20 protein-coding genes are annotated in these 24,479 nt (G+C 67.7%); 6 read left to right on the plus strand and 14 right to left on the minus strand.

Annotation, left to right across the window (positions count from 1 at the left end; genetic code table 11):
• Positions 1-11 precede the first annotated feature (11 nt).
• Positions 12-392 carry a glycine zipper 2TM domain-containing protein gene (locus tag AC3WS4_RS11490; protein WP_056347888.1) on the plus strand — a complete coding sequence of 127 codons (381 nt, stop codon included), beginning with the start codon at positions 12-14 and terminating at the stop codon, positions 390-392.
• A gap of 139 nt (positions 393-531) precedes the next feature.
• Positions 532-1,089, plus strand: coding sequence for a peroxiredoxin (locus AC3WS4_RS11495; RefSeq protein ID WP_492738629.1), 558 nt, complete (start codon positions 532-534; stop codon positions 1,087-1,089).
• Positions 1,090-1,744: 655 nt separating this feature from the next.
• Here AC3WS4_RS11495 and AC3WS4_RS11500 read toward each other — a convergent pair.
• The 3 genes from AC3WS4_RS11500 to gyrA form a co-directional block, all read right to left on the minus strand.
• Positions 1,745-3,817, minus strand: a complete 2,073-nt coding sequence (locus tag AC3WS4_RS11500; RefSeq protein WP_492738626.1) for an amidohydrolase family protein — start codon at positions 3,815-3,817, stop codon at positions 1,745-1,747.
• Positions 3,818-3,947: 130 nt separating this feature from the next.
• Positions 3,948-4,256 (minus strand): DUF952 domain-containing protein, encoded by a 309-nt coding sequence (locus AC3WS4_RS11505; protein ID WP_056347881.1) that lies wholly within the window; start codon positions 4,254-4,256, stop codon positions 3,948-3,950.
• Positions 4,253-6,919: a DNA gyrase subunit A gene (gyrA, locus tag AC3WS4_RS11510; protein WP_492739173.1), complete on the minus strand. Its 2,667-nt coding sequence runs from the start codon at positions 6,917-6,919 to the stop codon at positions 4,253-4,255. The genes AC3WS4_RS11505 and gyrA overlap by 4 nt, the downstream gene beginning before the upstream one ends.
• Positions 6,920-7,210: 291 nt before the next feature.
• On the opposite strand from gyrA, the gene AC3WS4_RS11515 reads away from it, so the two are divergent.
• The 3 genes from AC3WS4_RS11515 (at position 7,211) to AC3WS4_RS11525 (ending at position 10,828) form a co-directional block, all read left to right on the plus strand.
• The gene (locus AC3WS4_RS11515) at positions 7,211-8,422 is read left to right on the plus strand and encodes a hypothetical protein (RefSeq protein WP_492738619.1); all 1,212 of its coding nucleotides are present in this window, start codon (positions 7,211-7,213) and stop codon (positions 8,420-8,422) included.
• A 61-nt stretch (positions 8,423-8,483) separates the two neighbouring features.
• The gene (locus AC3WS4_RS11520; RefSeq protein WP_492738614.1) at positions 8,484-9,455 is read left to right on the plus strand and encodes a hypothetical protein; all 972 of its coding nucleotides are present in this window, start codon (positions 8,484-8,486) and stop codon (positions 9,453-9,455) included.
• Positions 9,452-10,828 carry a sensor histidine kinase gene (locus AC3WS4_RS11525; protein ID WP_492738611.1) on the plus strand — a complete coding sequence of 459 codons (1,377 nt, stop codon included), beginning with the start codon at positions 9,452-9,454 and terminating at the stop codon, positions 10,826-10,828. The genes AC3WS4_RS11520 and AC3WS4_RS11525 overlap by 4 nt, the downstream gene beginning before the upstream one ends.
• Before the next feature lie 236 nt (positions 10,829-11,064).
• On the opposite strand, the gene AC3WS4_RS11530 is transcribed toward AC3WS4_RS11525, so the two are convergent.
• The gene (locus AC3WS4_RS11530; RefSeq protein ID WP_492738609.1) at positions 11,065-12,351 is read right to left on the minus strand and encodes a citrate synthase; all 1,287 of its coding nucleotides are present in this window, start codon (positions 12,349-12,351) and stop codon (positions 11,065-11,067) included.
• A 36-nt stretch (positions 12,352-12,387) separates the two neighbouring features.
• Positions 12,388-13,842, minus strand: a complete 1,455-nt coding sequence (gene gltX, locus AC3WS4_RS11535) for a glutamate--tRNA ligase (protein ID WP_492738607.1) — start codon at positions 13,840-13,842, stop codon at positions 12,388-12,390.
• A 130-nt stretch (positions 13,843-13,972) separates the two neighbouring features.
• Here gltX and AC3WS4_RS11540 point away from each other — a divergent pair, with 130 nt between their 5' ends.
• Entirely contained in the window at positions 13,973-16,060 is a 2,088-nt protein-coding gene (locus tag AC3WS4_RS11540) for a ComEC/Rec2 family competence protein (RefSeq protein WP_492738605.1), read from the plus strand.
• On the opposite strand, the gene lexA is transcribed toward AC3WS4_RS11540, so the two are convergent.
• The 9 genes from lexA to AC3WS4_RS11585 all read right to left on the minus strand — a co-directional run bounded on the left by lexA (position 16,014) and on the right by AC3WS4_RS11585 (position 24,213).
• On the minus strand, positions 16,014-16,697 hold the full coding sequence (gene lexA / locus AC3WS4_RS11545) for a transcriptional repressor LexA (RefSeq protein ID WP_492738604.1): 684 nt from the start codon (positions 16,695-16,697) through the stop codon (positions 16,014-16,016). The two genes, AC3WS4_RS11540 and lexA, sit on opposite strands and share 47 nt — an antisense overlap.
• A gap of 65 nt (positions 16,698-16,762) precedes the next feature.
• Entirely contained in the window at positions 16,763-17,953 is a 1,191-nt protein-coding gene (locus AC3WS4_RS11550; RefSeq protein WP_492738602.1) for a molybdopterin molybdotransferase MoeA, read from the minus strand.
• A complete protein-coding gene (gene moaC / locus AC3WS4_RS11555) occupies positions 17,950-18,423 on the minus strand; it encodes a cyclic pyranopterin monophosphate synthase MoaC (protein ID WP_492738600.1) in 474 nt (157 codons plus the stop codon). The genes AC3WS4_RS11550 and moaC overlap by 4 nt, the downstream gene beginning before the upstream one ends.
• 57 nt (positions 18,424-18,480) lie before the next feature.
• A complete protein-coding gene (locus tag AC3WS4_RS11560) occupies positions 18,481-19,353 on the minus strand; it encodes a hypothetical protein (RefSeq protein WP_492738598.1) in 873 nt (290 codons plus the stop codon).
• A gap of 341 nt (positions 19,354-19,694) precedes the next feature.
• A complete protein-coding gene (gene trpC, locus AC3WS4_RS11565) occupies positions 19,695-20,480 on the minus strand; it encodes an indole-3-glycerol phosphate synthase TrpC (RefSeq protein ID WP_492738596.1) in 786 nt (261 codons plus the stop codon).
• Entirely contained in the window at positions 20,477-21,475 is a 999-nt protein-coding gene (trpD, locus tag AC3WS4_RS11570) for an anthranilate phosphoribosyltransferase (protein ID WP_492738594.1), read from the minus strand. Before trpD ends, trpC begins: the two co-directional genes overlap by 4 nt.
• Positions 21,472-22,062 (minus strand): anthranilate synthase component II, encoded by a 591-nt coding sequence (locus AC3WS4_RS11575; RefSeq protein WP_187141524.1) that lies wholly within the window; start codon positions 22,060-22,062, stop codon positions 21,472-21,474. The genes trpD and AC3WS4_RS11575 overlap by 4 nt, the downstream gene beginning before the upstream one ends.
• Positions 22,063-22,141: 79 nt before the next feature.
• On the minus strand, positions 22,142-23,149 hold the full coding sequence (locus AC3WS4_RS11580; RefSeq protein ID WP_492738592.1) for an NADP-dependent oxidoreductase: 1,008 nt from the start codon (positions 23,147-23,149) through the stop codon (positions 22,142-22,144).
• On the minus strand, positions 23,146-24,213 hold the full coding sequence (locus AC3WS4_RS11585) for an alpha/beta fold hydrolase (RefSeq protein ID WP_492738590.1): 1,068 nt from the start codon (positions 24,211-24,213) through the stop codon (positions 23,146-23,148). The genes AC3WS4_RS11580 and AC3WS4_RS11585 overlap by 4 nt, the downstream gene beginning before the upstream one ends.
• Positions 24,214-24,479 lie beyond the last annotated feature (266 nt).

Here is a 24,479-nt window from a genome sequence, read left to right on the forward strand (position 1 = left end):
GGAGAAGACATATGTTCCTGCTCAAGAAACTGGCGCTTACGGCGCTGATCGGTGCCAGCACCCTCGCGGCGCTGCCCGCCGACGCCGATGCGCGCGACCGGCACCACCGCCAGTCCTATTATGGTCACCGCGACAATGACCGGTATCGCGATTATCGCCGCGACTATCGGCGGGACTATCGCCGCGATTATCGGCGCAGCGACTATCGCGATCGCCGCTATCATTGCCGACGCGGCAGCGGCACGACGGGCCTGATCGTCGGGGGCGCCGCGGGCGCCCTCATCGGCCGCGAAGTCGACCGTTATGGCGACCGCGTTCCCGGCACGATCATCGGCGGCGCCGCGGGCGCGCTGATCGGCCGCGAGATCGACCGCGGCGGTCGCCGCTGCTGATCCGGCGGCGGCAGCGGGCCGACACCGGCCTGCTGCCGTCGGTCGTGGCGGGTAAGGCTGATTTTTTGCCATGCGCCGGCGAATTTCGCGGTAAGGTCGACGGGCGGAGCAAGTTTTCCGCCTTTCGTGGAGACCGCTGATGAAAACCCTGACGAAAATCGCGATGTCGTTCGGCCTTGGTCTGTCGCTTGCCGTGCTTCCGGCGCAGGGCATCGCGGCCCTCAAGCAGGGGGCGAAGGCGCCCGATTTCACGCTGAACGCGGCGCAGGGCGGCAAGGAATTCAGCCTGTCGCTGAAACAGACGCTGCGCAATGGGCCGGTGGTGCTCTATTTCTTTCCGGCGGCCTTCACGCCCGGTTGCACGGTGGAGGCACATCTGTTCGCCGAAGCGAACAGCCGTTTCAACCAACTCGGCGCCCGCGTCATCGGGGTGACCGCGGGCAATATCCACCGCGTCGCCGAGTTTTCGCGGTCGGAGTGCCGCGACAAATTCGCCGTCGCCGCCGATCCGGGCGCCAAGGTCGCGGCGACCTATGACGCGACGATGCAGCGGCCTGACGGGACGACGCTGTCCAGTCGCACCTCCTATGTCATCGCCCCGAACGGGACGATCCTGCTGAGCTACACCGACAGCAAGCCGCAGGCGCATATCGAACAGACGATGGCGGCGGTGAGGGCGTGGAATGCGCGGCGCTGATCTTGTGGGAATCGGGTGGCACCGGGCCGCCAGCGCCGATAGCGGCCGTTAATTTGTCATATATTCGCGCAGAGGCGCAGAGACCGCAGAGAAGAAGAGAAATCCGCTCTGCGGTCTCTGCGCCTCCGCGCGAATTATTTCAGAAGGCGACTTTCGATCAAATGCTGTCGTTCCCGTCGCCATTTTGGGGCGCTAAAAGCTGACACTGGAGACGATCGATGAATGAGCCGAGCGGATGTCAGCGATGTGGCCATCTTATCGGGTATCATTGGGACGGCGACGGCGAGATGTCGTGTACGGTTAAAGACTGCGGATGTCGCGAATATCTCGATCCAGACCATCCTTCACCCTCAAGGCCAGCGGACGACGGCGACCGTTAATGACCGATTGCGGAAATGAATCCTCCCTGCGGCGCAGCCGTGGGGAGGGGGACCGCCGCGCAGCGGTGGTGGAGGGGCGGCGGCCTTGCGCCAGCCTTTGACGGCGTCGGCCCCTCCGTCAGCGCTTCGCGCTGCCACCTCCCCATCGCTGCGCGACAGGGAGGATCGGCGGGTCCGCTTCCCACCCAAAATCGATCATCCACGCCGTAAGGCGGCTCAGCGGGACACCGGGTCAAGCCCGGGGTGACGAAGAGAGTTCGGTTGGCGCTAGCAACCTATTTCGGTCGCCCGCTGTACCCCGCCGCCTTGCGCAATTCGTCGGCGTCCATGACATAGCCGTCGCTGACTACCGTCACGACGCGGCGCAGCGCGCCGATTTCGGTCGCGGGGTCGCCGTCGACGAGGACCATGTCGGCTTCCTTGCCCACCGCGATCGATCCGGTGCGGGTGTCGGCGCCGACGACGCGGGCGGGGAGGATGGTGGCGCTCTGCAAGGCTTCAGCGGGGGTGAAGCCGGCCTGCTGATAGATTTCCAGCTCGCGGATCAACTCGATCCCCCAGCCGTCGGTGCCGGCGACGATCGGCACGCCCGCCTTGTGGAGCCGGCCGACCAGTTCGACCATCTTCGCATAGCTTTTGCGGTAGTCGTCGCGCGTATAGCCCTCGACCAGCGGATAGCCCGCCGAGGTGAAGACCGAGCGTTCGAGGACGGGCGAGATGATGCCCATATAGGGGGCATAGGCGGGCTGCGGCGTGCCGCCGTCCTGCGTCAGCATGCCTTCGAAGATGACGATCGTCGGGTCGACGATGGTTTTTTTGGCGGCGAGGTCGGCGATGAAGCCCTTCATCGGCGGCGCGTCGAGGTCGATATCCTTGAAAAGGCGCGCCGGCCCCTCGACACGCTGGCGCGTGTTCGCCTTGTCGAGCACGTCGCGCGGCATCGCTTCCATCACGACGAAATTGAGGTGGGTGAGCTCGTCATAGCCCGCGGTCACCGCCTCGCTCGGCCGCATGCCCGCGGGGACATGGCCATGGACGTGGAGGCCGAGCTTGTGCGCCTCGGCGGCGGCTGGGGCGATCCACGCGGGGTTCATCGAGGTGTAGAATTTGACGCCCCACAGGCCGGCGGCTTTGACGCGCCGGACGGCGGCGATCGCTTCCTCCTCGCTGCTCACCACCTCGGCGCCCTGCGCCGCGAGCGGGTCCTTCTTGTCGATGATGACCGAGATGAAGGGTTCGCCCATCAGCAGCGTGCCGTCGGCGCGCCGCTTGGTCGCGTCGATCGCGCGGTCGATGTTGGTGCCGGGACTGCGGAAGCTGGTGATGCCGTTCGCCATGTTCGACAGCACATCCCAATCGTCGCCGATGTGGAGGTGGCTGTCCCAGATGCCGGGGACGAGCGTTTTGCCGCGCCCGTCGATGACACGCGTGCCCGCGGGCGCCTTGAGCGAGCCGGCGGCGCCGATCGCGGCGATCTTGCCGTCCTGCGCGAGCACGGCGCGCGCGGGCAGGAAGGCGCCCTTGTCGGCGTCGAAGAGCTGGACATTGTCGAACAGCACCGGGGCTTTCGCGGCGGGGGCGAGGAAGCGTTTGGCGATGCCCGCGACAGCCTCTGCGGTGGCGGCGTCCTGCGCGTCGCGGAGCTGCTTGAGCGCGCCTTCATAGCCCTCCGGCACCACCGAGATGAAGCCGATATTGGCGAAATAGCGTTTCTTGTCGTCGAGCCAGACGGGGTAGGGCGAGGAGAGGATGCCGCTGACGAAGGCGAGCTGGACGGTCTTCGGCCCAGCGGGGCCTTGAATGACCTGCGTGCCGGCGAGGGTCATGTGGCCCCTACCGCTAGGCAGGAAGGCGAGCCCGGCGTTGCCCGCCGCAGCGAGCGCGTCGATCAGCGGGGCGTTGGCGATGCCGACGCCGCCGGCCGGGATATACCAGCCGCCTGCCGGCGCCTCGCCCGCGTCGGTCGCGGTTTTCCAGGTCGCGCGACCGCTGGCGACGCGGAACTCCTCGGCAGCGTCGCCGGCGAGGGTGATGCCGCGGATCGTCGTCGCGGCGATCGTGCCGTCGGGCGCGAGGCTGTCGACCTGGTCCATCTCGGTGATCCAGCCGCGCAATTCCTGCGACCAGCGATAGGCGATGCGTCCGTCGGGCATCTGCCAGCGCCACTGGTCGCCATGCTTGCCGGCTTCGGAGACGACGACATAATGGACCGCGTCTGCGGGCGGTTTTAGCAATTCTTCCTTGGGCACCGGTTTCGACTGGGCGGCGGTGGCGGGCGCGGCGTCATGCGCATAGGCGGCAACGGGAGCGGCGGAGGCCAGCAGGGCGGCAATCAAGAACAGGCGCATCGTCAAATCTCCCCTGAGCGCGGACATGGCAAAGCCCGACGTTGGTAGGGCCCGACGTTGGTAGGGGAGGTGGGCCGCGCGAAGCAAGATGCGACCAAAGGCGACGAGCCTTCGATCAAGGGCGATCCTGTCAGCCGCGCCTCTGCAGCCCGACCACCGCATGCATCGGCAGTTCGGCGTAGATATGCGGGAAGAGCGCGCCGCCGCGCGCCGGTTCCCAGCGGACCGCGTCGCCGAGGCAGGTGAGGTCCACCTCGGCGATCATCAGACCGGTTTGGCCCGCGAAATATTTGGCGATCGTCTCTTCGAGCTGCTCGGCGGTCGACAGGTGGATATAGCCGTCGGCGATATCCACCGTGGCGCCGCGGAACACGCGTTCGCGTTCGAAGTCGGTCCATTGCTGGGCGGTCAGGACCTTGAAGGCGGTGGTCGCGGTCATTCGGTCGCGCCGTCGGGTGCGGGGTCGGCGGCGTCGTCGACCGCGGGCGTTTCGTCGTCCCCTTCCTCGCTGTCCTCGTCGCTGTCGCCGATCAGCGCCGCCGACACGACATGCTCGTCGTTGGCGACGTCGAACAGCCGCACGCCCGCCGATCCGCGCCCGATGACGCGCAAGGAATCGAGTCCCATGCGGATCAGCTTGGCCTGGTCGGTGACGAGCATCAGCTGATCGGCCTGAACCGCGGGGAAGCTGGCGACGACGAGGCCGTTGCGGCCGATATTGTCGATGTTGGTGATCCCCTGACCGCCGCGACCGGTGCGGCGATATTCATAGGCCGAGGACATCTTGCCATAGCCGTTGGCGCAGATCGTCAGGATGAACTGCTCGCGCGCGGTCAGTTCGGCCATCCGGTCCGGGGTCAGCGTCGGCTCATTCTCGTTGTCCTTCCACGGAGCGGCGCGCAGATAGGCCTCGCGCTCGTCGCCGGTGGTGCCAACGCGGTGGAGGATCGACAGCGAGATCACCTCGTCGCCCTCGCCGAGGCGCATGCCGCGCACGCCGGTCGAATTGCGGCTCTGGAATTCGCGGACATCGTCGCCGGCGAAGCGGATCGCCTTGCCCTGACGGCTGGCGAGCAGCACATCGTCGCTTTCGTCGAGCAAGGCGACGCCGATCAGGCGATCATCCTCGTCCTCGCCTTCGAACTTCATCGCGATCTTGCCGTTCGAGGGCACGTTGGTGAAAGCGTCCATGCTGTTACGACGCACATTGCCTTTCGCGGTTGCGAACATGACGTGGAGCTTGCCCCATTCGGCCTCGTCCTCGGGCAGCGGGAGGACGGTCGAGATCGTCTCGTCCTTGCCGAGCGGCAGCAGGTTGATCATCGGCCGGCCGCGCGTCGCGGGCCCGCCCTCGGGCAGGCGCCACACCTTCATGCGGTAGACCTTGCCGAGGGTCGAGAAGAACAGCACCGGGGTGTGGGTCGAGGTGACGAACAGCTCGGTGACGACATCCTCGTCCTTCGTCGCCATGCCGGCGCGGCCCTTGCCGCCGCGGCGCTGGGCGCGGAAGGTGTCGAGCGGGGTGCGCTTGATATAGCCGTCGAGGGTGACGGTGACGACCATCTCCTCGCGCTCGATCAGATCCTCGTCGTCGATGCCGTCGGCGGCGGGCGCGAGCAACGTGCGGCGCGGCTTGGCGAATTCGTCGCGCACCGCGACCAGCTCTTCGCGCATCACGGCATAGAGTTTTTCGCGGTCGGCGAGGATCGCAAGCAGTCCCTCAATCTCGTCCGCCAACTCCTTGAGCTCCTTGCCGATCTCGTCGCGGCCGAGCGCCGTCAGGCGATGCAGGCGGAGGTCGAGGATCGCCTTCACCTGGACTTCGGACAGGCGATACGAAGCGCTATCATCCATCTCGCCGTCGATCGCCTCGACGAGGCGGATATAGGGGGCGATGTCGCCGATCGGCCATTCGCGCGCGAGCAAGGCGTCGCGGGCCGCCGCCGGGCTGGGCGATCCGCGGATGATGCGGACGACCTCGTCGAGGTTGCTGACCGCGACGACGAGGCCGAGCAAGATATGCGCGCGGTCGCGCGCCTTGTTGAGTTCGAACTTGCAGCGGCGGGTGATCACCTCCTCGCGGAAGTCGATGAACGCCGACAGGATCGTCTTGAGCCCCATCATTTCGGGGCGGCCGCCGCGGATCGCGAGCATGTTGGCGGGGAAGCTCGACTGAGCGGGGGTGTGACGCCAGAGCTGGTTGAGCACGACCTCGGCGGTCGCGTCGCGCTTCAGTTCGATGACGACGCGCACGCCCTCACGGTTCGATTCGTCGCGGATGTCGGCGACGCCCTCGATGCGCTTGTCGCGCGCCGCCTCGGCGATCTTCTCGACCAGGCCCGACTTGCCGACCTGGAAGGGGATGGCGGTGAGGACGATCGACTGGCGGTCACCGCGGCCTTCCTCGATGACATAGGTCGATCGCATCATGATCGAGCCGCGGCCGGTGGCATAGGCGTTGCGCGCGCCGCCCTGGCCGAGCATCATCGCGCCGGTCGGGAAATCGGGGCCGGGGATGATTGCCATCAGGTCTTCGAGGCTGATGTCGGGATCGTCGATCGTCGCCAGCGTCGCGTTGATCACTTCGCCGAGGTTATGCGGCGGGATGTTCGTCGCCATGCCGACCGCGATGCCGCCCGCGCCGTTGACGAGCAGGTTCGGATAGCGCGCGGGGAGGACGGTGGGTTCGGATTCCGAGCCGTCATAGTTGGGCTGGAAATCGACGGTGTCCTTGTCGAGATCGCCGAGCAGGGTGTTCGCGACCTTGGCGAGGCGCGATTCGGTGTAGCGCATCGCCGCCGGCGGATCAGGATCCATCGAGCCGAAATTGCCCTGGCCGTCGACGAGCGGCACGCTCATCGACCAGTCCTGCGTCATGCGCGCGAGGGCGTCGTAGATCGAGCTGTCGCCATGCGGGTGATATTTACCCATGACGTCGCCGACGATGCGCGCCGATTTGCGATAGGGGCGGCCGGCGACATAGCCGCTTTCGAACGCCGAATAGAGGATGCGGCGGTGCACGGGCTTCAGGCCGTCGCGCACGTCGGGCAGCGCGCGGCTGACGATCACGCTCATCGCGTAATCGAGATAGGAGGTCTTCATTTCGTCGACGATGTTGATCGGCGAAATGCCGTCGCTGGGCGGCGGCGTAGGCGTATTTTCTTCGGTCAAGACCCGGCCTTTTTTCTGCTTTTCGGGAGGTGGTTTTGGTCTAGCCGATGGGGCGGGCAAAGGCCAGCGATTCGGGCGATTTCGACAGGAATATTTCCACGCCAAAACAGGGGCGCCGAACGCCAAAAGTGACGTCACGCCGCCGCGAACGCGGGGCTTGCCAATCGGCGACTCGCCCCTAAAGGTCGGGCGGGTGAGACCCAAGCAGCCTTGCGCCCGCCGATGGCCCTGATCGCGCTGATCGGCGCCAGCGAAACGCTGCCCGATGGCGGGTTGCGCGCGCTCGTCACCGTCGCGGGGGAAACGCTGATCGAACGGCAGGCGGCACGCCTCGCCGACGTCGGCGTTACCCATGTCGCGGTCGCGGTCGGCGCGGTGCCCGCCGACCTGCTGGCGACCTGCGATCGCATCCGCCGCCGCGGGGTCAAGGTGACCCCCGTGCGCGCCGCCGCCGACCTGCTCGCGCTGGTCGAAGGCGACGACCGCATCATCCTCGTCACCGACGGGCTGCAGGCGGGGGGCATGCATTATGCCGCGATCGCCAAGCCGGGGTCGCCGGCGATCCTCGTTACCGGCGACACCCCGCTGACCCAGAGTTTCGAGCGGATCGATGCGACTCGGCGCTGGGGCGGACTCGCGAGCATTTCCGACCATATGGTGCGCGAACTCGCCGAGATGCCGGGCGAATGGGACATGATCCTGACGCTGCTGCGGATGGCGGTGCAGTCGGGCGCGCGGCGGCTCTATTGCGAGCCGGCGCTGTTCGAACAGGGTGACATCGCGATCGTCACCGACCGGCCGACCGCTGCGCTGCTCGAACAATCGAGCCTGCAGCAGGTCGAATATGGCGGCATCGGGCTGGGGCGCTCGGCGATCATGATGCCGATCGTGCGCCTGTTCGGCCCGATGCTCGTCAAGTCACCCGCGACGGCACGTTATCTGCCCTATGTCACCGGCCTGCTGTGGGTGATCGTCGCACTGCTCGCGGCGAGCGGGCTGGCGGCGGCCGGCGCGCTCGTCGCGATCCTCGGCGGGCTGGGGCTGGCGGCGATGCGCTTCCTGTCCGCTTTCCGTGCCGAGAGCGCGGCGCAGGACCGGGTGCGCGAGGTCATCCGGACCTTCGCCTGGGTCTTGCTCGCGATCTTTCCCTGGTTGCTGTCGCTGGCGGGCGCCGACCACAGGATGCCGCCCTTTTCCGAAGCGGCGCTGGCGCCGTGCCTGGCCGCGACGATCCTGCTGGCGCGCTGGCTCTACGAGGATTCAGGCGAGCGGCGGCGGTTTCACTGGCTGCTGCCCGACGCCGATCAGGCGTGGATGATGCTGGCACCGGCGCTGATTTTCGGCATCGCACCGCTGATGTTCGCGATATTGCCGCTGCTCGCCTTGTTCCAGATCCTGCTTTGGCTGCGCCTTGCGCGGCGTCCCGCGGGCTGAGAAAACAAAGCGCTTCAAGGTTTAGCGCGCATTAACGCCAAGCTGCTATCCGCGAGCTGACATGGTGCAAGCATCGCTTCTTTCCCAACTGGCGTCGGTGAATCCGGCGCTGTCGGCGTGCCTGCACGAAACCGCCGAATATCTCGCCGCGCCCGGCGCGACGCGGCTTTCGGAGGAGCAGCGCGCGCTGGCGCTTGGCGTCGCGCGGCGGCTGGTCGGCGATGCCGCCGACCTGCTCGGCGACGCGGTCGATTCGGCGGCGCTGTGGCACGACTGGTCGGCGCACGGGCTGCCAGGTGCGACCCAGCTTGCCGGCCTGTGTTTCGCGCGCGCCGAGGAGCATCGCTGGCGCGAGCAATCGGACCGGCATGGCAGCGAGACCGTCGTGCCGGTTTCGAGCGGGACGAGCGATGGGCCGCTCGCGGCGCCCGCGCCCGCCGACGACCCGTTGTCCGAAGTCGACCGCAGCTATCTCGCGCTGCGCATCGCCGACCGGCGGCGGTTCGACGCGATCGGCCATCCGGTGGTGGCGATCGACGATCTCGATCCCGACCTGTTCCGCTCGCTGTTGCTCGACGTCGCCGCCTGGGCGCTCGTACGCTCGGGCAAGGATCCCGCGCAGGCCGCGCGGCTCGGCGAAGCGGTGCGGGGGGCGCTGGCCGCGCACGCCCCCGCGCGGGGCATCGACCGCGCTGCCATGGGCTATCATGCGGCGCTTGCCGCCGTCGGCGTCCAGTCCGACAGCGCGGCCACGGCGATCGCGCGCCACGACTGGCCGGCGCTGATCGCACTCGCCGCGGCGGCACAGAATTATCGCTATGCCGATATGGCGCTGGCGCTGATCACCGCCGAGCCGGCGCAACTCGCGCCGCTGCTCGCGCCGTTGCTGCGCGATCATACCGCGTTGGCGCCGCTCGAAGGGTCGCTGGCGATGCTGGCGAACCGCGCGGTGGCGAGCGCCGCGCCCGACGATTATGCCGCCGCGCTGCAAGCACGCGCCGCGACGTTGGGCGACGAAGGCGGCGCGCGATGAGCGAGCGCGTCATTCGGGGCCGGATCGATCGGAGCGGGGCGCTGGTCAGCGGCGACCCGGCGCTGCTGCGGCTGCAGCAACGCGCCGGCGGGGCGCTCGAAAAGCCGCTCGCGCTGCCCAATCTGGCGCGGCTCGTCGCGCTGGCGCAGCGGTTACAGCGCGAAATCAACCGGCCGCTGATCGCCGCCGACGACCATAGCGACATCCATGCGCTCGTCCGGATCGTGCCCGACGCCGATGGCGCGACGCTCGAGATCACCGACTGGCGGACGCGGCCGGTCGCCCAGCCGCAGATTCCGCCGATCACCGAAGCCGCGGTCGCCTCACCGCGGGCGTGGACGTGGGAATGCGACGGGCAGCTCCGGCTCGTCTCGCTGCGCGGCGGGGCCGATGCGCCGCCGGTCGCAGCAGGCTGGGAGGGGCGCTCGCTGTCCGAGCTGTTCGAACTCCAGCCCGACGACGACGGGCATTTCCCGGTGCTGCAAGCGCTTGCGCGGCAGGCGCGGTTCACCGGCCAGCGGGCGCGGACCGACGGTCCCGGCGGGCGGCTGGTGACGACGCTCGCCGCCGATCCGCTGTTCGACGCCACCGGGCGGTTCACCGGTTTTCGCGGGACCGCCTTGCCCGAGGCGGGGGTTTCGACCCCGGCACCCGCCCCGGCGGCGCTTTCCGACCCCGCCTTTGGTTCGCTGCCGCTGTCCGACCCCGCCTTTGGGCGCCGCATCGACGGCGCGCTGCGCGGGCCGCTGGCGCGGATCATCGCGACCGCCGAGACGATTTCGGGCCAGTTCGACGGACCGATCCGCGCCGATTACGCCCGCTATGCCGGCGATATCGCGCATGCCGGGCGCCATCTGCTCGGGCTGGTCGACGACCTCGCCGACCTCCAGAATATCGAGCGTCCGGGGTTCAAGGCGGCGCGCGACGAGATCGATCTTGGCGACCTGGCGCGCCGCGCGGTCGGATTGCTGGGCATGAAGGCCGAGGAACGGGGCATCCGCATCGACGCCCCGCCGACCGACGAGCGCATGCCCGCGACCGGCGAGTTCCGCCGCGTGCTGCAGGTGCTGCTCAACCTGCTGGGCAATGCGATCCGTTATTCGCCCGAGAATTCGCTGATCTGGATCCGCCTCGACCGCCAGGGCGACCGCGCGATGGTGACCGTCGCCGACCAGGGGCAGGGGATCGACGCCGGGCAGCAGGCGGTGGTGTTCGAGAAATTCGAGCGGCTGGGCCGCACCGACAGCGGTGGGTCGGGACTGGGTCTTTATATCGCGCGGCGACTGGCGCGCGCGATGGCGGGCGACCTGACCGTCGACAGTGCGCCGGGGCAGGGGGCGCGGTTTACGCTGAGTTTGCCGGCGCGGGATTGAGGTTTAGCGCTTGCGGCGAACTGACCGCTTTGGGGTGGAGAGAGGACGTTTTTTAAACCGTCGCCCCCGCGAAGGCGGGGGCCGCTAACGGCCTATTTCCGAATCGCTGCGTAAACCGACAGCGGCCCCCGCTTTCGCGGGGGCGACGTCTTGTTTCGGTCGTTACCGGCCGTCGCCATCACGCACAAAAAAGGGGCCGGAAACCGGCCCCTTTCTCGTTTTCGTCTGTCGCCGTATCAGCGCTTGTCGACCGCCACATAAGGACGCTGGGTCGGGCCGGTGTAGAGCTGGCGCGGACGGCCGATTTTCTGCGCGGGGTCCGAGATCATTTCGTTCCACTGTGCGACCCAGCCGACGGTGCGGGCGAGGGCGAAGAGCGCGGTGAACATCGTCGTCGGGAAACCGATCGCCGACAGGATCACGCCCGAATAGAAATCGACGTTCGGGAACAGCTTCTTCTCGACGAAATAGGGATCGTTGAGCGCCATTTCCTCGAGCTGCAGCGCGACTTCGAACACCGGGTCGTTGACCTTGAGCGCGTCGAACACCTCGCGCACGGTCTTTTGCATCACCGTCGCGCGCGGGTCGTAGTTTTTATAGACGCGGTGGCCGAAGCCCATCAGGCGGAACGGGTCGTCCTTGTCCTTGGCGCGCGCGATATATTCGGGGATGCGTTCGGGGCGGCCGATTTCGCGCAGCATGTTGAGCGCGGCTTCGTTGGCGCCGCCATGCGCCGGACCCCACAGGCAGGCGATGCCCGCCGCGATGCATGCGAAGGGATTGGCGCCCGACGAGCCGGCGAGGCGGACGGTCGAGGTCGACGCGTTCTGCTCATGATCGGCGTGGAGGATGAAGATGCGGTCGAGCGCGCGTTCGACGACCGGGTTCACCTCATAGGGCTCCGCCGGCACGCCAAAGGTCATGCGCAGGAAATTGCCGGTGTAGCTCAGTGAATTGTCGGGATAGACGAAGGGCTGACCGACCGAATATTTATACGCCATCGCGGCGATCGTCGGCATTTTCGCGATCAGCCGGTGGCTGGCGATCATACGCTGGCGCGGGTCGTGGATCTCGGTCGAGTCGGGGTAGAAGGCGCTGAGTGCGCCGACGACGCCGCACATCACCGCCATCGGGTGCGCGTCGCGGCGGAAACCGCGATAAAAGGTCGACAGCTGTTCGTGCAGCATCGTGTGGCGGGTGATCGTGGTGTCGAAGGTGGCGAGTTCGTCCGCGCTCGGCAGTTCGCCGTTGAGCAGCAGGTAGCAGGTTTCCATGAAGCTGCTATTTTCGGCGAGGTCGCCGATCGCATAACCGCGATGGAGCAGGACGCCCTCGTCGCCGTCGATATAGGTCAGGTTCGATTCGCAGCTCGCGGTCGAGGTGAAACCGGGGTCATAGGTGAAGGCGCCGGTCTGCGCGTAAAGCTTGCGGATATCGATGACGTCGGGGCCGACGGTGCCCTTGAGCACGGGGTTCTCGACGGTGGTGTCCCCCAGGGTGATCTTTGCGGTCTGGTCGGTCATATTCTTCCCCTGTTGTGGCGGCGGGAGTCGCTGTGGCTACGCCCCTGCCGGATGTTTGTGCGCTGCGTCAAGTCGCGCCAGGCTGGCATCGCGGCCCAGCAGCAGCAGCACGTCGAAAATCCCCGGCGATACGGTCCGCCCGGTGAGGGCCGCCCGCAGCGGTTGGGCCAGTTTCCCGAGCCCGACGCCGGCCGCTTCGCTCTCTTCGCGAATTGCGGCCTCCACCATTTCTTGCGACCAGCCGGACAGCGCGCGCAAACGGTCGGCGACCGAAGCGAGCATCCCCTCCGGTGCGTCCTGTAGCACCGCTGCGGCCTTCTCGTCCATCACCAGCGGTTCGTCGGCGAAGAGGAAGAACGCGCCGTCGGCGATCTCGTGCAGCGTCTTGGCGCGCGGCTTGAGCGCGGGCATCGCCTGCGCGAGCAGCGCCTGATCCGCGGCGGAGAGATCGCGGCCGAGAAGCGTGCCGGTCATCGGCGCGACGAGCGCGGCGAGGCGGGCATCATCGGCTTCGCGCAGATAATGGCCGTTGAGATTTTCGAGCTTCTTGAAATCGAAGCGCGACGGCGAACGGCCGACATGGGCGAGGTCGAACCACTCGGTCGCCTGCGCGCGGCTGATGATCTCGTCGTCGCCATGGCCCCAGCCGAGGCGGAGCAGATAATTGTTCACCGCCTCGGGCAGATAGCCCAATTCGTCGCGATAGGCATCGACCCCGAGCGCGCCGTGGCGTTTCGACAGCTTCGCGCCGTCGGCGCCGTGGATCAGCGGGACATGCGCGTAAACGGGCTCGCGCCAGTCCATCGCGCGGATCAGCGCGAGCTGGCGGAAGGCGTTGTTGAGATGATCGTCGCCGCGGATGACATGGGTGACGCCCATGTCATTGTCGTCGACAACGACGCTGAGCATATAGGTCGGGGTGCCGTCGCTGCGCAGCAGGACGAAGTCGTCGAGTTCGGCGTTCTGGACGGTGACGTCGCCCTGGACCTTGTCCGGAATCGTCACCGCGCCGTCCTGCGGCGCGCGCAGGCGGACGACGTGCGGCACGGCGGGGTCGCCGTCGTTTCGGTCGCGCCAGGGGCTGCGGACGCGGAAGGGCAGGCGCTTTTCCTGGGCCTCGGCGCGCATGGCGGCGAGTTCGTCCTGGGTCAGATAGCAGCGATAGGCATCGCCCTTGGCGAGCAGTTGCGCGGCGACGTCGGCATGGCGGTCGGCGCGGGCGAATTGATAGACGGTGTCGCCGTCCCAATCGAGGTCGAGCCAGCGCATCCCGTCGAGGATCGCGTCGATCGCCGCGTCGGTCGAGCGCGCGCGGTCGGTATCCTCGATGCGCAGCAGGAACTTGCCGCCGTGGTGGCGCGCGAACAGCCAGTTGAACAGCGCGGTGCGCGCGCCGCCGATGTGGAGGAAACCCGTGGGCGACGGCGCGAAGCGCGTCACCACATCGGCGCCGGTCGCTTCGCCGGATATGGTTTGATTTTCGGTTGCCACAACGGCCTCTTTCACTCAGTTTTGCGGGTCCCCGCGGACGGCGGGGACGGGGATCGGGGGTGCCCCTAGCATGGCGACAAGGCCGCTTCAAACGCCCATTGGTTTGCGCGCGGCGGCGATGGTGCGGCGCATGCCCGAGTCGATCGAAGCGCGGCTCGATGCCGAGCGCGAACGGATCGCGCTTTGGCTGCCGGTCGCGCTCGGCGCGGGGATCGCCGCCTGGTTCGCGCTGCCCACCCGGACCCACTGGATCGGGCTGTTGCTGATGTTGGGTGCCGGGGCGCTCGCCGGGCTGCTGATCGGCTGGCAACGCCGGTTCGGGCGCGCGGTCGTCGTCGGGTGCGCGGTGATGGCGCTGGGGCTGTTGCTCGTGTGGGGGCGAGCGGTCTGGGTGTCGGCGCCCGTGCTGGCGCTGCCGGTGGTGACCGAATTTTCGGCGAGCGTCGAAAGCGTCGAGCCGCTGCCGGCGAAAGACCAGGTCCGGCTGATCGTGCGGCCGCTGAGGCGACCCGATCTGCCGCCGCGGTTGCGGATCACCGCGGCGGGCGAGCAGGGCAAGGGCATCGCGCCGGGCGAGGCGATCGGCCTGCGCGCGCGGTTGATGCCGCCGCCGACCGCGAGCCTGCCCGGCGGTTATGATTTCGCGCAGCGCGCCTGGTTCGACCGGATCGGCGCGGTCGGCACGGTGCTCGGCGAGATCGGGCGGGCACCGGGTGCGGGGGACGGGGTGCAGACGCTGCGCGCGCGGCTGAGCGATCATATCCACGGGCAGATCGACGGATCGGCGGGGGGGATCGCCGCGGCGCTCGTCGCCGGCGATCGCGGCGCGATCAGCGAGGCCGACGAGGAGGCGATGCGGCGGAGCGGGCTGGCGCATCTGCTGTCGATCAGCGGGCTGCATGTGACCGCGGTGGTGACCTTTGCAATGCTGATCGCGATGAGCCTGCTCGCGCTCAGCCGGCGGCTGGCGCTGGCGGGCTATGTGCTGCCGCTGGCGGCGGCGGTCGCGGCACTCGCTGGCGGGGGATATACGCTGCTCGCGGGGGCCGAGGTGCCGACCTTGCGCTCGTTCATCGCCGCGCTGCTGGTGCTGATCGCGTTCCTGCTCGGGCGCGAGGCGCTGACGCTGCGGCTGGTCGCGGCGGGCGCGCTGATCGTGCTGATCTGGCGTCCCGAGTCGCTGGCGGGGCCGAGTTTTCAGCTGAGTTTCGCGGCGATCACCGCGATCGTCGCGCTCCACGAAAGCCGGGCGATGCAGCGGTTCATGGCGCGGCGCGAGGAGCCATGGGTGTTTCGCCTGGGACGCGGGGTCGCGGGACTGGTGATCACCGGGCTCGCGGTCGAGGTCGCGCTGGCGCCGATCGCGCTGTTCCATTTCCACAAGGCGGGGCTCTATGGCGCGCTCGCCAATGTCGTCGCGATCCCGCTGACGACCTTTGTCATCATGCCCGCCGAGGCGCTGGCTTTGCTGTTCGACAGCGTCGGGCTCGGCGCGCCCTTCTGGTGGGTCGCCGAGCAGGCGCTGAACGCCCTGATCTGGCTCGCGCACAGCGTCGCCGATGCGCCCGGCGCGGTCGCGACGCTGCCGGTGTTCCCGCCCTGGGGTTTCGGACTCGCGATCTTCGGCGGGATATGGCTGCTGCTGTGGCGGACGCGCTGGCGTTGGGCGGGGGCGGTGCCGCTGGTCCTCGGCATGATCGTCCTGCTCGCCCAGCCGCGCCCCGATGTGCTGATTACCGGCGACGGCAAGCATATCGCCGCGGCGCTCCCCGACGGCAGCTATGCATTGCTGCGCGAGCGGGCGGGGGATTATGTGCGCGACGCGGTGGCCGAGGCGGCGGGGATCGATGCGCCGCTCGCCGCGCTCACCGACCTCGATCATGTCGCCTGCAACCGCGATTTCTGTCGCTGGACGCAGGATGACCGCACCATCCTCGCGGCGCGCGGGCGCGACCGGATCGAGGGGGCGGACATGGCGGCGGCGTGCGCCGCCGCCGATGTGGTGATCAGCGAGCGCTGGCTGCCGCACGAATGCGCCGGCCGCTGGCTGACGATCGATCGCGATACGCTGCCGCAGACCGGCGGGCTGGCGCTTTACCTCGGTGAGCGGCCGCGCGCGGTGACGGCGTTAGGCGCGGGCGACGAGCATATGTGGCGCCGCCCGCCGCAGGTCAGTGGTAACGACGAAGCAGTCCCGACAACTTCCCTTGCACGATGACGCGCTCGGCGGCGTAGCGCTGCGGCTCATAGGCACTGTTCGCGGGATCGAGGCGGATCATCTTGCCCTCGCGGCGGAAATATTTGAGCGTCGCATCCTGCCCGTCGACGAGCGCGACGACGATGTCGCCCTCGCGCGCGGTGTTGACCTTTTGGATCAGCGCATAATCGCCGTCGAAGATGCCGGCCTCGACCATCGAGTCGCCCGACACTTCGAGCGCATAATGTTCGCCCGAACCGAGCAGCGCGGCGGGGACCGTGAGATTGTCATGATTTTCGAACGCCTCGATCGGCACACCCGCGGCGATCTTGCCGTGGAGCGGGACCTCGACGATGTCGTTCGCGGCGATCGGGCGCATCGCGGGGGCGGGTTTGCGCAGCGGCACGACATTGTCGCGATCGGTGCTGACGACCGCCTTGCCGCCCTCGGGAAGCTTGACGACCTCGAGCGCGCGGGCGCGGTTGGGGAGGCGGCGAAGGAAGCCGCGCTCCTCGAGCGCGCTGATCAGGCGGTGGATTCCCGATTTGGACTTGAGCCCGAGCGCCTCCTTCATCTCCTCGAACGACGGCGAGATGCCGCTCGCGTCGAGCTTTTGCTGGATGAAGTGGAGCAGTTCATGCTGCTTGGCGGTCAACATCGGGCGTTCTCCATGATGCCGGTTTCGGACATAAGGAGAACGATAATGGAACAGAAGCGAACTTGTCAAGCGATGTCGATATAATCCGCCGCTTCGCCCGCCGCGCGGGACGGCGCACCGATCTCGCGGATGACGAGGGCGTTCGCCGCAGCGAGCGGAAAGGTGCGGCCGCTGTCCTGTCCGTCGAAGGGCGAGAGAAGGCCGCCGTCGATCCGTCCACGCAGATAGTCGCGTCGCGCGCCGCCGGGGCCGAGGGGGGCCGCGAGCGGGGCCGTGCGCAGTGGCGGGAGCGGGTCTCGCGCGCCGGCGAGATGGCGGACGAGGGGGAGCAGGAACAGGGTCGCGGTGACGAAGGCCGACGAGGGGTTGCCGGGCAGGCCAAGCAGCAGCGCGTCGCCGAGCGTGCCCGCGATCAGCGGCTTGCCGGGGCGCATCGCGATCTTCCAGAAATCGAGCCGCCCGCCGGCATCGTCGAGCGCGCCGCGGACATGGTCGTGATCGCCGACCGAGGCGCCGCCGACGGTGACGATGACGTCGTGACGTCGCGCCAGGTCTTTTAATACCTTGGATAAAATTTCACGGTCGTCGCGGATGTGGAGCGGGATGCTGACCATGGCGGGCTCGGCGGCGAGCATCGCGGCGAGCATCGTGCCGTTGCTGTCGGGGATCTGGCCGGGCGCGAGCGCGCGGCCCGGCTGGACGAGTTCGTCGCCGGTGGTGAGGATCGCGACACGCGGGCGGGCGCCGACCACAAGCTGCGCGTCGCCACCCATGATCGCCGCGGCGATCGCACCGGCGTTGAGCCGGGTTCCGGCGGCGACGAGCATGGCGCCGGTCGCGAAGTCGCTGGCGCGGTCGCGAATATGGGCGCCCTGGGCCTCCGGGCCATCGCCGGTCAGCGTCAGGACCGTGCCGTCGGCGGCGACATCTTCCTGCAGGATGACCGTGTCGGCGTCGTGGGGGACCATCGCGCCGGTGAAGATGCGGATCGCCTGACCCGCGCCGAGGGGCAGGACGGGCGCGGAGCCTGCGGCGACCTCGCCGATGATCGTCCATGGTCCCGGCAGGTCGGCGAAACGGATCGCATAACCGTCCATCGCCGAAAGCGGCGCCGCGGGCTGGTCGCGCAATGCGATGACATCGCGCGAAAGATGGCAGCCAAGCGATTCGGAAAAGGCGATATTCTCGGGCGCCAGCGGGGCGCGGAGCGCGAGCAGGCGTGCCTGCGCCTCCTCGACGGGGAGCAGCTTGCTCATTCGGCGCGCCAGTCGCCCGAGCGGCCGCCGCTCTTTTCGAGCAAACGAATATCCCCGATCATCATCGCGCGGTCGAGCGCCTTCGCCATGTCGTAGAGGGTGAGCAGCGCGACCGAGGTGGCGGTGAGCGCTTCCATCTCGACCCCCGTCGGCCCCGTGGTCGCGGCGGTCGCGGTGACCGAAATGCCGGTCTCCTCCCATTCGAACTCGACGCCGACCTTGGTGAGCGCGAGAGGATGGCAGAGCGGGATGAGGTCGGCGGTGCGCTTGGCGCCCATGATCCCGGCGATGCGCGCGGTCGAGAGGACGTCGCCCTTGGGCGCGTTGCCGCTGCGGATGGCTTCGAGCGCCGCAGGGGACATGGTGATGCGGCCGGTGGCGACGGCGCGGCGCGCGGTTGCGGGCTTGGCGCCGACGTCGACCATATGGGCGGCGCCGCTTTCGTCGAGATGAGTCGGGCGTTGGGTCATGGCGATGAAGCGAAGCAACGCTGCGGAGGAAAGGCAAGTAGAGATAATGACAGGCGGTCAGGTGACGATGATTTCCAGCGATGGGTCCGACACCTGCGTCGCTTCGCAGCGCGTCTTGAAATCGGCGAGGCCGGCGCGCCACCACCGGTGCTCGGCACGGATCTTGTCGAAGCCTGCGGCGAGCGCGGTCATGTCGATGTGATATTCGCCGACGACCCGCATCGGTCCGGCGGGTCCGTTGGGAAAACTATGCGGGTCGTATTTCCGGGGTTCGACGAATACATCGAAGACCGTCAGCGCTTCGAGCCCGCTGCCCCAAGCCAGGAGGTTCGCGACCGGCATCGTCAGGTCCATGTTGGAGGTATCGCCATAATTGCTGATCAGCGCGGGTTCGAGCGGGCTGAGGAAAAGCATGCGGTCATTGCCGTTCGCGTAGGGGAGGACTTCGCTGTTGCGGACCACGACCGATTGGTGCCAGCGCTCCTTTTTCCGCATCGACCGGGCGACGCCGTCGATATTGACGATGCGGATCATCGCTTTGGCAGACGGATCGGGCGTAGGCGTCTTGTCCCAGACATTGCCGCCGGGCCATTCGATCATGACCGTCATGCCGCTTGGCTGTCCGGCGGGGAGGATGATGGACTGTTCCGCCATCAGGCCGGCCGGGAGGGGCGGGGCGCGCCTGGGTAGATAATCGGACGTCCATCGGCCGCTTTCGGAAAAGATCGTGCCCGCTTCAGTGTACAGCGTGTCGAATTCGAGCGTGCCGCCGAAGCCGTCGAGGGGCGCGCGGTGACGACATTGATACATGGTTTTCGGCCATTCGGCCGCTTGGACCGAGCCACCCTCCCGCCCCCACGCCGCCTGAACCAGTAACGGGGCGGTCGACGGCAGCGCCAAAAGCCATGATAGCCGATTGATTCCCGCCATCCTTCGTTCCCTGGTTCCCGGTGTCGATCCGGTTCTTGTAACCGCCTGCTGTAACCGGCGAGATATTACCGGTTCGTATAGGATACCGGTCGGTGATGGGGGCGAGCTGGTTCTGCTGCGGGTTACGAAAACCGGTTCCGGGCGGAAGGGGGCATAGAGAGATCCTCCCTGTGGCCGCAGGCCATGGGGAGGGGGACCGCCGCGAAGCGGTGGTGGAGGGGCTGAAAGGTAGCGCGACGCCTACGGTGTCGGCCCCTCCGTCAGCCCTGCGGGCTGCCACTTCCCCATCGCTTCGCGACAGGGAGGATTGGGGATGTCCGCTCCCCACCCCGAAGTAGACGCTATCCTTCCAGCAACGCCTTCGTCGCCGTCGCCACATCGTCCTGTCGCATCAGGCTTTCACCGACGAGGAAGCTTTTCACGCCGCTGGCCGCGAGGCGCTGGCAGTCGGCGTGAGTGGCGATGCCGCTTTCGCCGACGAGCAGCGTGCCGGCGGGCACCAGTTTCGCGACGCGTTCGGTGACCGCGAGGTCGGTCTCGAACGTCCGCAAATCGCGGTTGTTGACGCCGATCAGGCGCGACTGGAGCGCGGTCAGCGCGCGGCTTAGCTCGGCTTCGTCATGAACCTCGACCAGGACGTCCATGCCGCGTTCGATCGCCGCGGCCTCGATGGCCTGCATCTCGGCGTCTTCCAGTGCGGCGACGATGATCAGGATCGCGTCGGCGCCGATCGAGCGTGCTTCGGCGACCTGCCAGGGGTCGATCATGAAATCCTTGCGCAGCACCGGCAGGTCGCACGCGGTGCGCGCGGCGATCAGAAATTCCTCATGGCCCTGGAAATAAGGTGCGTCGGTGAGCACCGAGAGGCACGCCGCGCCGCCGGCCTGATAGGCGCGGGCATGGTCGGCGGGATCGAAATCTTCGCGAATCAATCCCTTGGACGGCGAAGCTTTCTTGATTTCGGCGATCAGCGCGAAGCCGCCGGCGTCGATCTTTGCCTGCAGCGCGGCGGCGAAGCCGCGCACCGGGCCGGCGTCGATGCCGTCGAGATCGGCCATCGTGCGCGACTGGCGGCGTTCGGCGACTTCTTCGGCCTTGGTGGCGAGGATCTGGGTGAGTTTGTTCATTTGTAAGCGATCCAGCAGTCGAGCAGCGTGTTGGCGAGGCCCTTGTCGATCGCTTCGGCGGCTTCCTCGACGCCTTCGATCCGCGTCCGGACCGAGCCTGCGACGAGGAGCGCCTCGGCGGCGTTGTAGAGCACGGCGTCGCGATAGGCACCGGGCTCGCCCTGGAGCAGGCCGCGCAGGGCCTTCGCATTGAAAGCGGCGTCGCCGCCGCGCAGTTCCTCGAGCGGGCGTGTCGGCAGGCCCGCGTCGGCGGCGTGGCTGCGCTGCATGACGACGCCTTCGGGGGTGACCACCGCGACTTCGTTGCCGCCGGCGAGCGACAGTTCGTCGAGGCCTTCGTCGCCCGAGATGACGCGCGAATGCTCGGTGCCGAGCCGGTGCAGCGCCTCGGCATAGACGGGGACATAGGCGGGGCGCGCGATGCCGACGAGCTGGCGCGTGACGCGTGCGGGGTTGGCGAGCGGGCCCATCAGGTTGAAGATGGTCCGGCGGCCGAGCGCCTTGCGGATCGGCATGATGCGCTTCATCGCCGGATGCCGGGTTCCCGCGAAGAGGAAGCAGATGCCGAGGTCGGCAAGCTGTTCCTGCGCCATATGGTCGGCGCGGTCCATGTCGAGGCCGAGGGCTTCCAAGGTATCGGCCGCACCGGATTTCGACGAAGCAGCGCGATTTCCGTGCTTTGCGACCGGAACCTCGCATGCTGCCACGACAATGGCGACGGCGGTCGAGACGTTCAATGTATGATGGCCGTCGCCGCCGGTGCCGCAGACGTCGATCGCGCCCGCAGGGGCCTCGATCGCGATCAGCCGGTCGCGCATCGCCTGCGCCGCGGCGGCGATTTCGACCATCGTCTCGCCGCGGTCGGACAGCGCGGCCAGGAAGCCGGCGATATCGTCGTCGCTGCCGCCGCCGTCGAGCATCGTCGCGAAGGCGTGCGCGGCCTCGTCATGATCGAGCAGCGCGGCGGGATCGGGGAAGGGACCGAAGCGGCTCATGCCGACTGGCGTTCGCGCACCGGCAGGCCCGCGCTCGCCATGAAATTGGCGAGCATCGCATGGCCATGTTCGGTGGCGATGCTTTCGGGATGGAACTGGACGCCGTGAATCGGCAGTTCGGCGTGGCGGAAGCCCATCACCGCGCCGTCGTCGCTGGTCGCGTTGATGACAAGGCTGGCGGGAATGTCGACGACCTCGAGGCTGTGGTAGCGCGTCGCGGTGAGCGGCGAGGGCAGGCCGGTGAACAGCCCGCTGCCGTCGTGGCAGACGGGCGAGGTCTTGCCGTGCATCAGATGGCCGCGCTGCACGATGCCGCCGAAATGCTGGCCGATCGCCTGATGCCCGAGGCAGACGCCGAGCAAGGGCCGCGCGGCGTCGGCGCAGGCGGCGACGAGATCGAGGCTGATTCCCGCTTCATTGGGCGTGCAGGGGCCGGGCGAGATGAGGATCGCATCGGCACCGCTGGCGAGGGCCTGCGCAGCCGTGAGCGCATCGTTGCGTTCGACGCGCACCTCGGCGCCCAGCTCGATCAGATAATGAACGAGGTTGAAGGTGAAGCTGTCGTAGTTGTCGATGACGAGGATCATGGGATGGGGCGGTAGCGATTTTGCGGGAGTGGGGGAAGGGATAGAAGCTTGGGAAGGCGCAAGTCCGGCTTTTCGAGGCCTAGTCGACCATCCGGACGACGATTTTGCCCTTGGCGCGGCCCGATTCGAGATAGGCGATCGCGTCGGCGATGGCGGCGAAGGGAAAGACGCGGTCGATCACGGGTTCGAGCCGTTTTTGCTCGATCAGCGCCGCCAATTCGGCGAGTTCGGCGCCGCTGGGGTGCATGAACAGATAGCGGTAGATCGCGCCATGCTTGCGGGCCTTGGCGCGGATGCCGAAGCTTGCGAACCAGAAGAGCGCGGCGAGGAGCGGGCCGCGGCCGAGATCCTTTGTCGCGGTGAGCGGTTCGGGCAGCCCCGCGACCGAGACGACGGCGGCGCCGGGTTTGACGACGGCGAAGCATTTGGCGAGCGTGTCGCCGCCGATGAGGTCGAAGGCGCCGTCCATGTCGCGGACTTCGTTCGCGAAATCCTGCGTCGTGTAATCAATGACGCGGTCGGCGCCAAGGCGTTCGACGAGGTCGCGGCCGCGCGGCGAAGCGGTGGTGGTGACCTCTGCCCCCAGCCATTTGGCGAGCTGGATCGCGAAGGTGCCGACCCCGCCCGCGCCGCCGGGGATGAAGACGCGGCTGCCGGGTTTGAGGTGGAGTTCGTCGCGGAGCGCCTGCAGCGCGGTGAGCCCCGCGAGCGGGACGCCGGCGGCGGTGGTGAAATCGAGCGACGCAGGCAGCAACGCGGCATGATCGGCAGGGACGACCGCGAGTTCGGCGAAGGCGCCCATGCGTTCCTTGGGCACGCGCGCGAAGATGCGGTCGCCGGGGACGAAGCCGGTTACTTTCTTGCCGCACGCCTCGACCACTCCGGCGAATTCATTGCCCATGACGACGGGCATTTTATAACCCTGCACGACCTTGAGCATGCCGTCGCGAATCTTGAAGTCGACGGGGTTGAGCCCGGCGGCGTGGACGCGGACGAGGATGTCGTCGGGGCCGGGCGTCGGGGCCGGGACGTCGCGCAATTCGGTGGCTTCGGGGCCGCCGTAGCGGGTGAGGACGAGGGCCTTCACGGCTTTTCCGCCATCAGTTTCGCGAGATCGTCCTTCCAGAATTTGGCCCAGGTATGCGTGCTGTGCCCCTTGGTTTCGGGGCTGGCGGGGATGAGGATGAATTTGGCGCGCGGCATGCGCGGGGCGGCTTTTTCGGTGATGCCGTAGAGCGGCGGGTTGATAAAATCGTCGGCGCTGTTGATCCAGAGCACTGGCGCAGTGATTTTTTCGAGGTCGGCCCATGGGTTGTAGGTGCGCGAGCTTTCTAGCTGGTAGATGGTGTCGTTGGCGTCGTTGCGGCCATAGGTGCGGGCAAAGGCCTCATCCTTATATTTTTCGGCGGCCTGACGGGTCGGATATTGCGCCTGCAGCGCATAGGGGTTGGCGCCCGCGATCATGCTGAGCGCGGCGGCGGTGCGCAGGCCGGCGGCGGGTGGCGCACTGTAATTGCCGTCCTGCCACAGCGGATCGGCCTTGATCGCGTCGATCGACAAGGTGCGCCACATGCGGTCCTGCCCCGCGATCTCGACCGGCAGGCAGGCGAAGGGGGCGAGGCGCTCGGCGAAACCGGGCCAGGTTTCGCCCCAGACGAAGGCGTGCATGCAGCCCATCGAGGTGCCGAGGATGAGCTTCAGCTTCTGCACCCCGAGCTTTTCGGTGAGCAGGCGGTGCTGCGCCGCGACCATGTCGGCATAGTCATATTTGGGGAATTTCATCCGCAGCCCGTCGCTGGGCTTCGACGAGCCGCCATGGCCGATATTGTCGGGCAGGATGACGTAATATTTGCTCGTATCGAGCGGCTGGCCGGGGCCAAAAAGCTCGCTCGCGAACTGCGGCTGGAAGAATTGTTTGCCGGTGCCGCCGGTGCCGTGAAGGATCATCACGGCGTTGGTCACATGGCCCGCCTTGTCGCGCTGCGGGGTGCCGAGCGTGGTATAGTGGAGCTTGAGTTCGGCGAGTTTTTCGCCGGTGGCGAAGGTAAAATCCTTGAGGCTCGCGTCGGCCTCGGTCGCGCCTTCGACCTGGGCGTGGGCTGGAGCGGTCGCTGCGAGGAGCAGGGCGAGGGGGGCGATGAATTTCAGCATGGGGTGAGGCTAGCGCGTTTGCGGAGCGGTGATAAGTCCTCTGCGTCGCGAGATCGACGAGGGTTTCGGCATTGTCTGCGTTGGGGTGGGAAGCGGACACGAAGATCCTCCCCATCGCGAAGCGTTGGGGAGGTGGCAGCCCGCAGGGCTGACGGAGGGGTCGACGCCGCAGGCGTCGGTCCAACCTTTCGACCCCTCCACCACGCCCTTCGGGCGCGGTCCCCCTCCCCAACGCTGCGCGATGGGGAGGATCTTACGTCCGCAAA

This window comes from Sphingopyxis sp. EU05-FHT14B03 (assembly GCF_058790875.1).

What these genes read in the sequence shown, in the direction of transcription:
- AC3WS4_RS11490 (WP_056347888.1), top strand. Translation starts at nt 12, where the DNA reads ATGTTCCTGCTCAAGAAACTGGCGCTTACGGCGCTGATCGGTGCCAGC.
- AC3WS4_RS11495 (WP_492738629.1), top strand. Translation starts at nt 532, where the DNA reads ATGAAAACCCTGACGAAAATCGCGATGTCGTTCGGCCTTGGTCTGTCG.
- AC3WS4_RS11500 (WP_492738626.1), bottom strand. Translation starts at nt 3,817, where the DNA reads ATGCGCCTGTTCTTGATTGCCGCCCTGCTGGCCTCCGCCGCTCCCGTT.
- AC3WS4_RS11505 (WP_056347881.1), bottom strand. Translation starts at nt 4,256, where the DNA reads ATGACCGCGACCACCGCCTTCAAGGTCCTGACCGCCCAGCAATGGACC.
- gyrA (WP_492739173.1), bottom strand. Translation starts at nt 6,919, where the DNA reads ATGAAGACCTCCTATCTCGATTACGCGATGAGCGTGATCGTCAGCCGC.
- AC3WS4_RS11515 (WP_492738619.1), top strand. Translation starts at nt 7,211, where the DNA reads ATGGCCCTGATCGCGCTGATCGGCGCCAGCGAAACGCTGCCCGATGGC.
- AC3WS4_RS11520 (WP_492738614.1), top strand. Translation starts at nt 8,484, where the DNA reads ATGGTGCAAGCATCGCTTCTTTCCCAACTGGCGTCGGTGAATCCGGCG.
- AC3WS4_RS11525 (WP_492738611.1), top strand. Translation starts at nt 9,452, where the DNA reads ATGAGCGAGCGCGTCATTCGGGGCCGGATCGATCGGAGCGGGGCGCTG.
- AC3WS4_RS11530 (WP_492738609.1), bottom strand. Translation starts at nt 12,351, where the DNA reads ATGACCGACCAGACCGCAAAGATCACCCTGGGGGACACCACCGTCGAG.
- AC3WS4_RS11540 (WP_492738605.1), top strand. Translation starts at nt 13,973, where the DNA reads ATGCCCGAGTCGATCGAAGCGCGGCTCGATGCCGAGCGCGAACGGATC.
- lexA (WP_492738604.1), bottom strand. Translation starts at nt 16,697, where the DNA reads ATGTTGACCGCCAAGCAGCATGAACTGCTCCACTTCATCCAGCAAAAG.
- AC3WS4_RS11550 (WP_492738602.1), bottom strand. Translation starts at nt 17,953, where the DNA reads ATGAGCAAGCTGCTCCCCGTCGAGGAGGCGCAGGCACGCCTGCTCGCG.
- moaC (WP_492738600.1), bottom strand. Translation starts at nt 18,423, where the DNA reads ATGACCCAACGCCCGACTCATCTCGACGAAAGCGGCGCCGCCCATATG.
- AC3WS4_RS11560 (WP_492738598.1), bottom strand. Translation starts at nt 19,353, where the DNA reads ATGGCGGGAATCAATCGGCTATCATGGCTTTTGGCGCTGCCGTCGACC.
- trpC (WP_492738596.1), bottom strand. Translation starts at nt 20,480, where the DNA reads ATGAACAAACTCACCCAGATCCTCGCCACCAAGGCCGAAGAAGTCGCC.
- trpD (WP_492738594.1), bottom strand. Translation starts at nt 21,475, where the DNA reads ATGAGCCGCTTCGGTCCCTTCCCCGATCCCGCCGCGCTGCTCGATCAT.
- AC3WS4_RS11575 (WP_187141524.1), bottom strand. Translation starts at nt 22,062, where the DNA reads ATGATCCTCGTCATCGACAACTACGACAGCTTCACCTTCAACCTCGTT.
- AC3WS4_RS11585 (WP_492738590.1), bottom strand. Translation starts at nt 24,213, where the DNA reads ATGCTGAAATTCATCGCCCCCCTCGCCCTGCTCCTCGCAGCGACCGCT.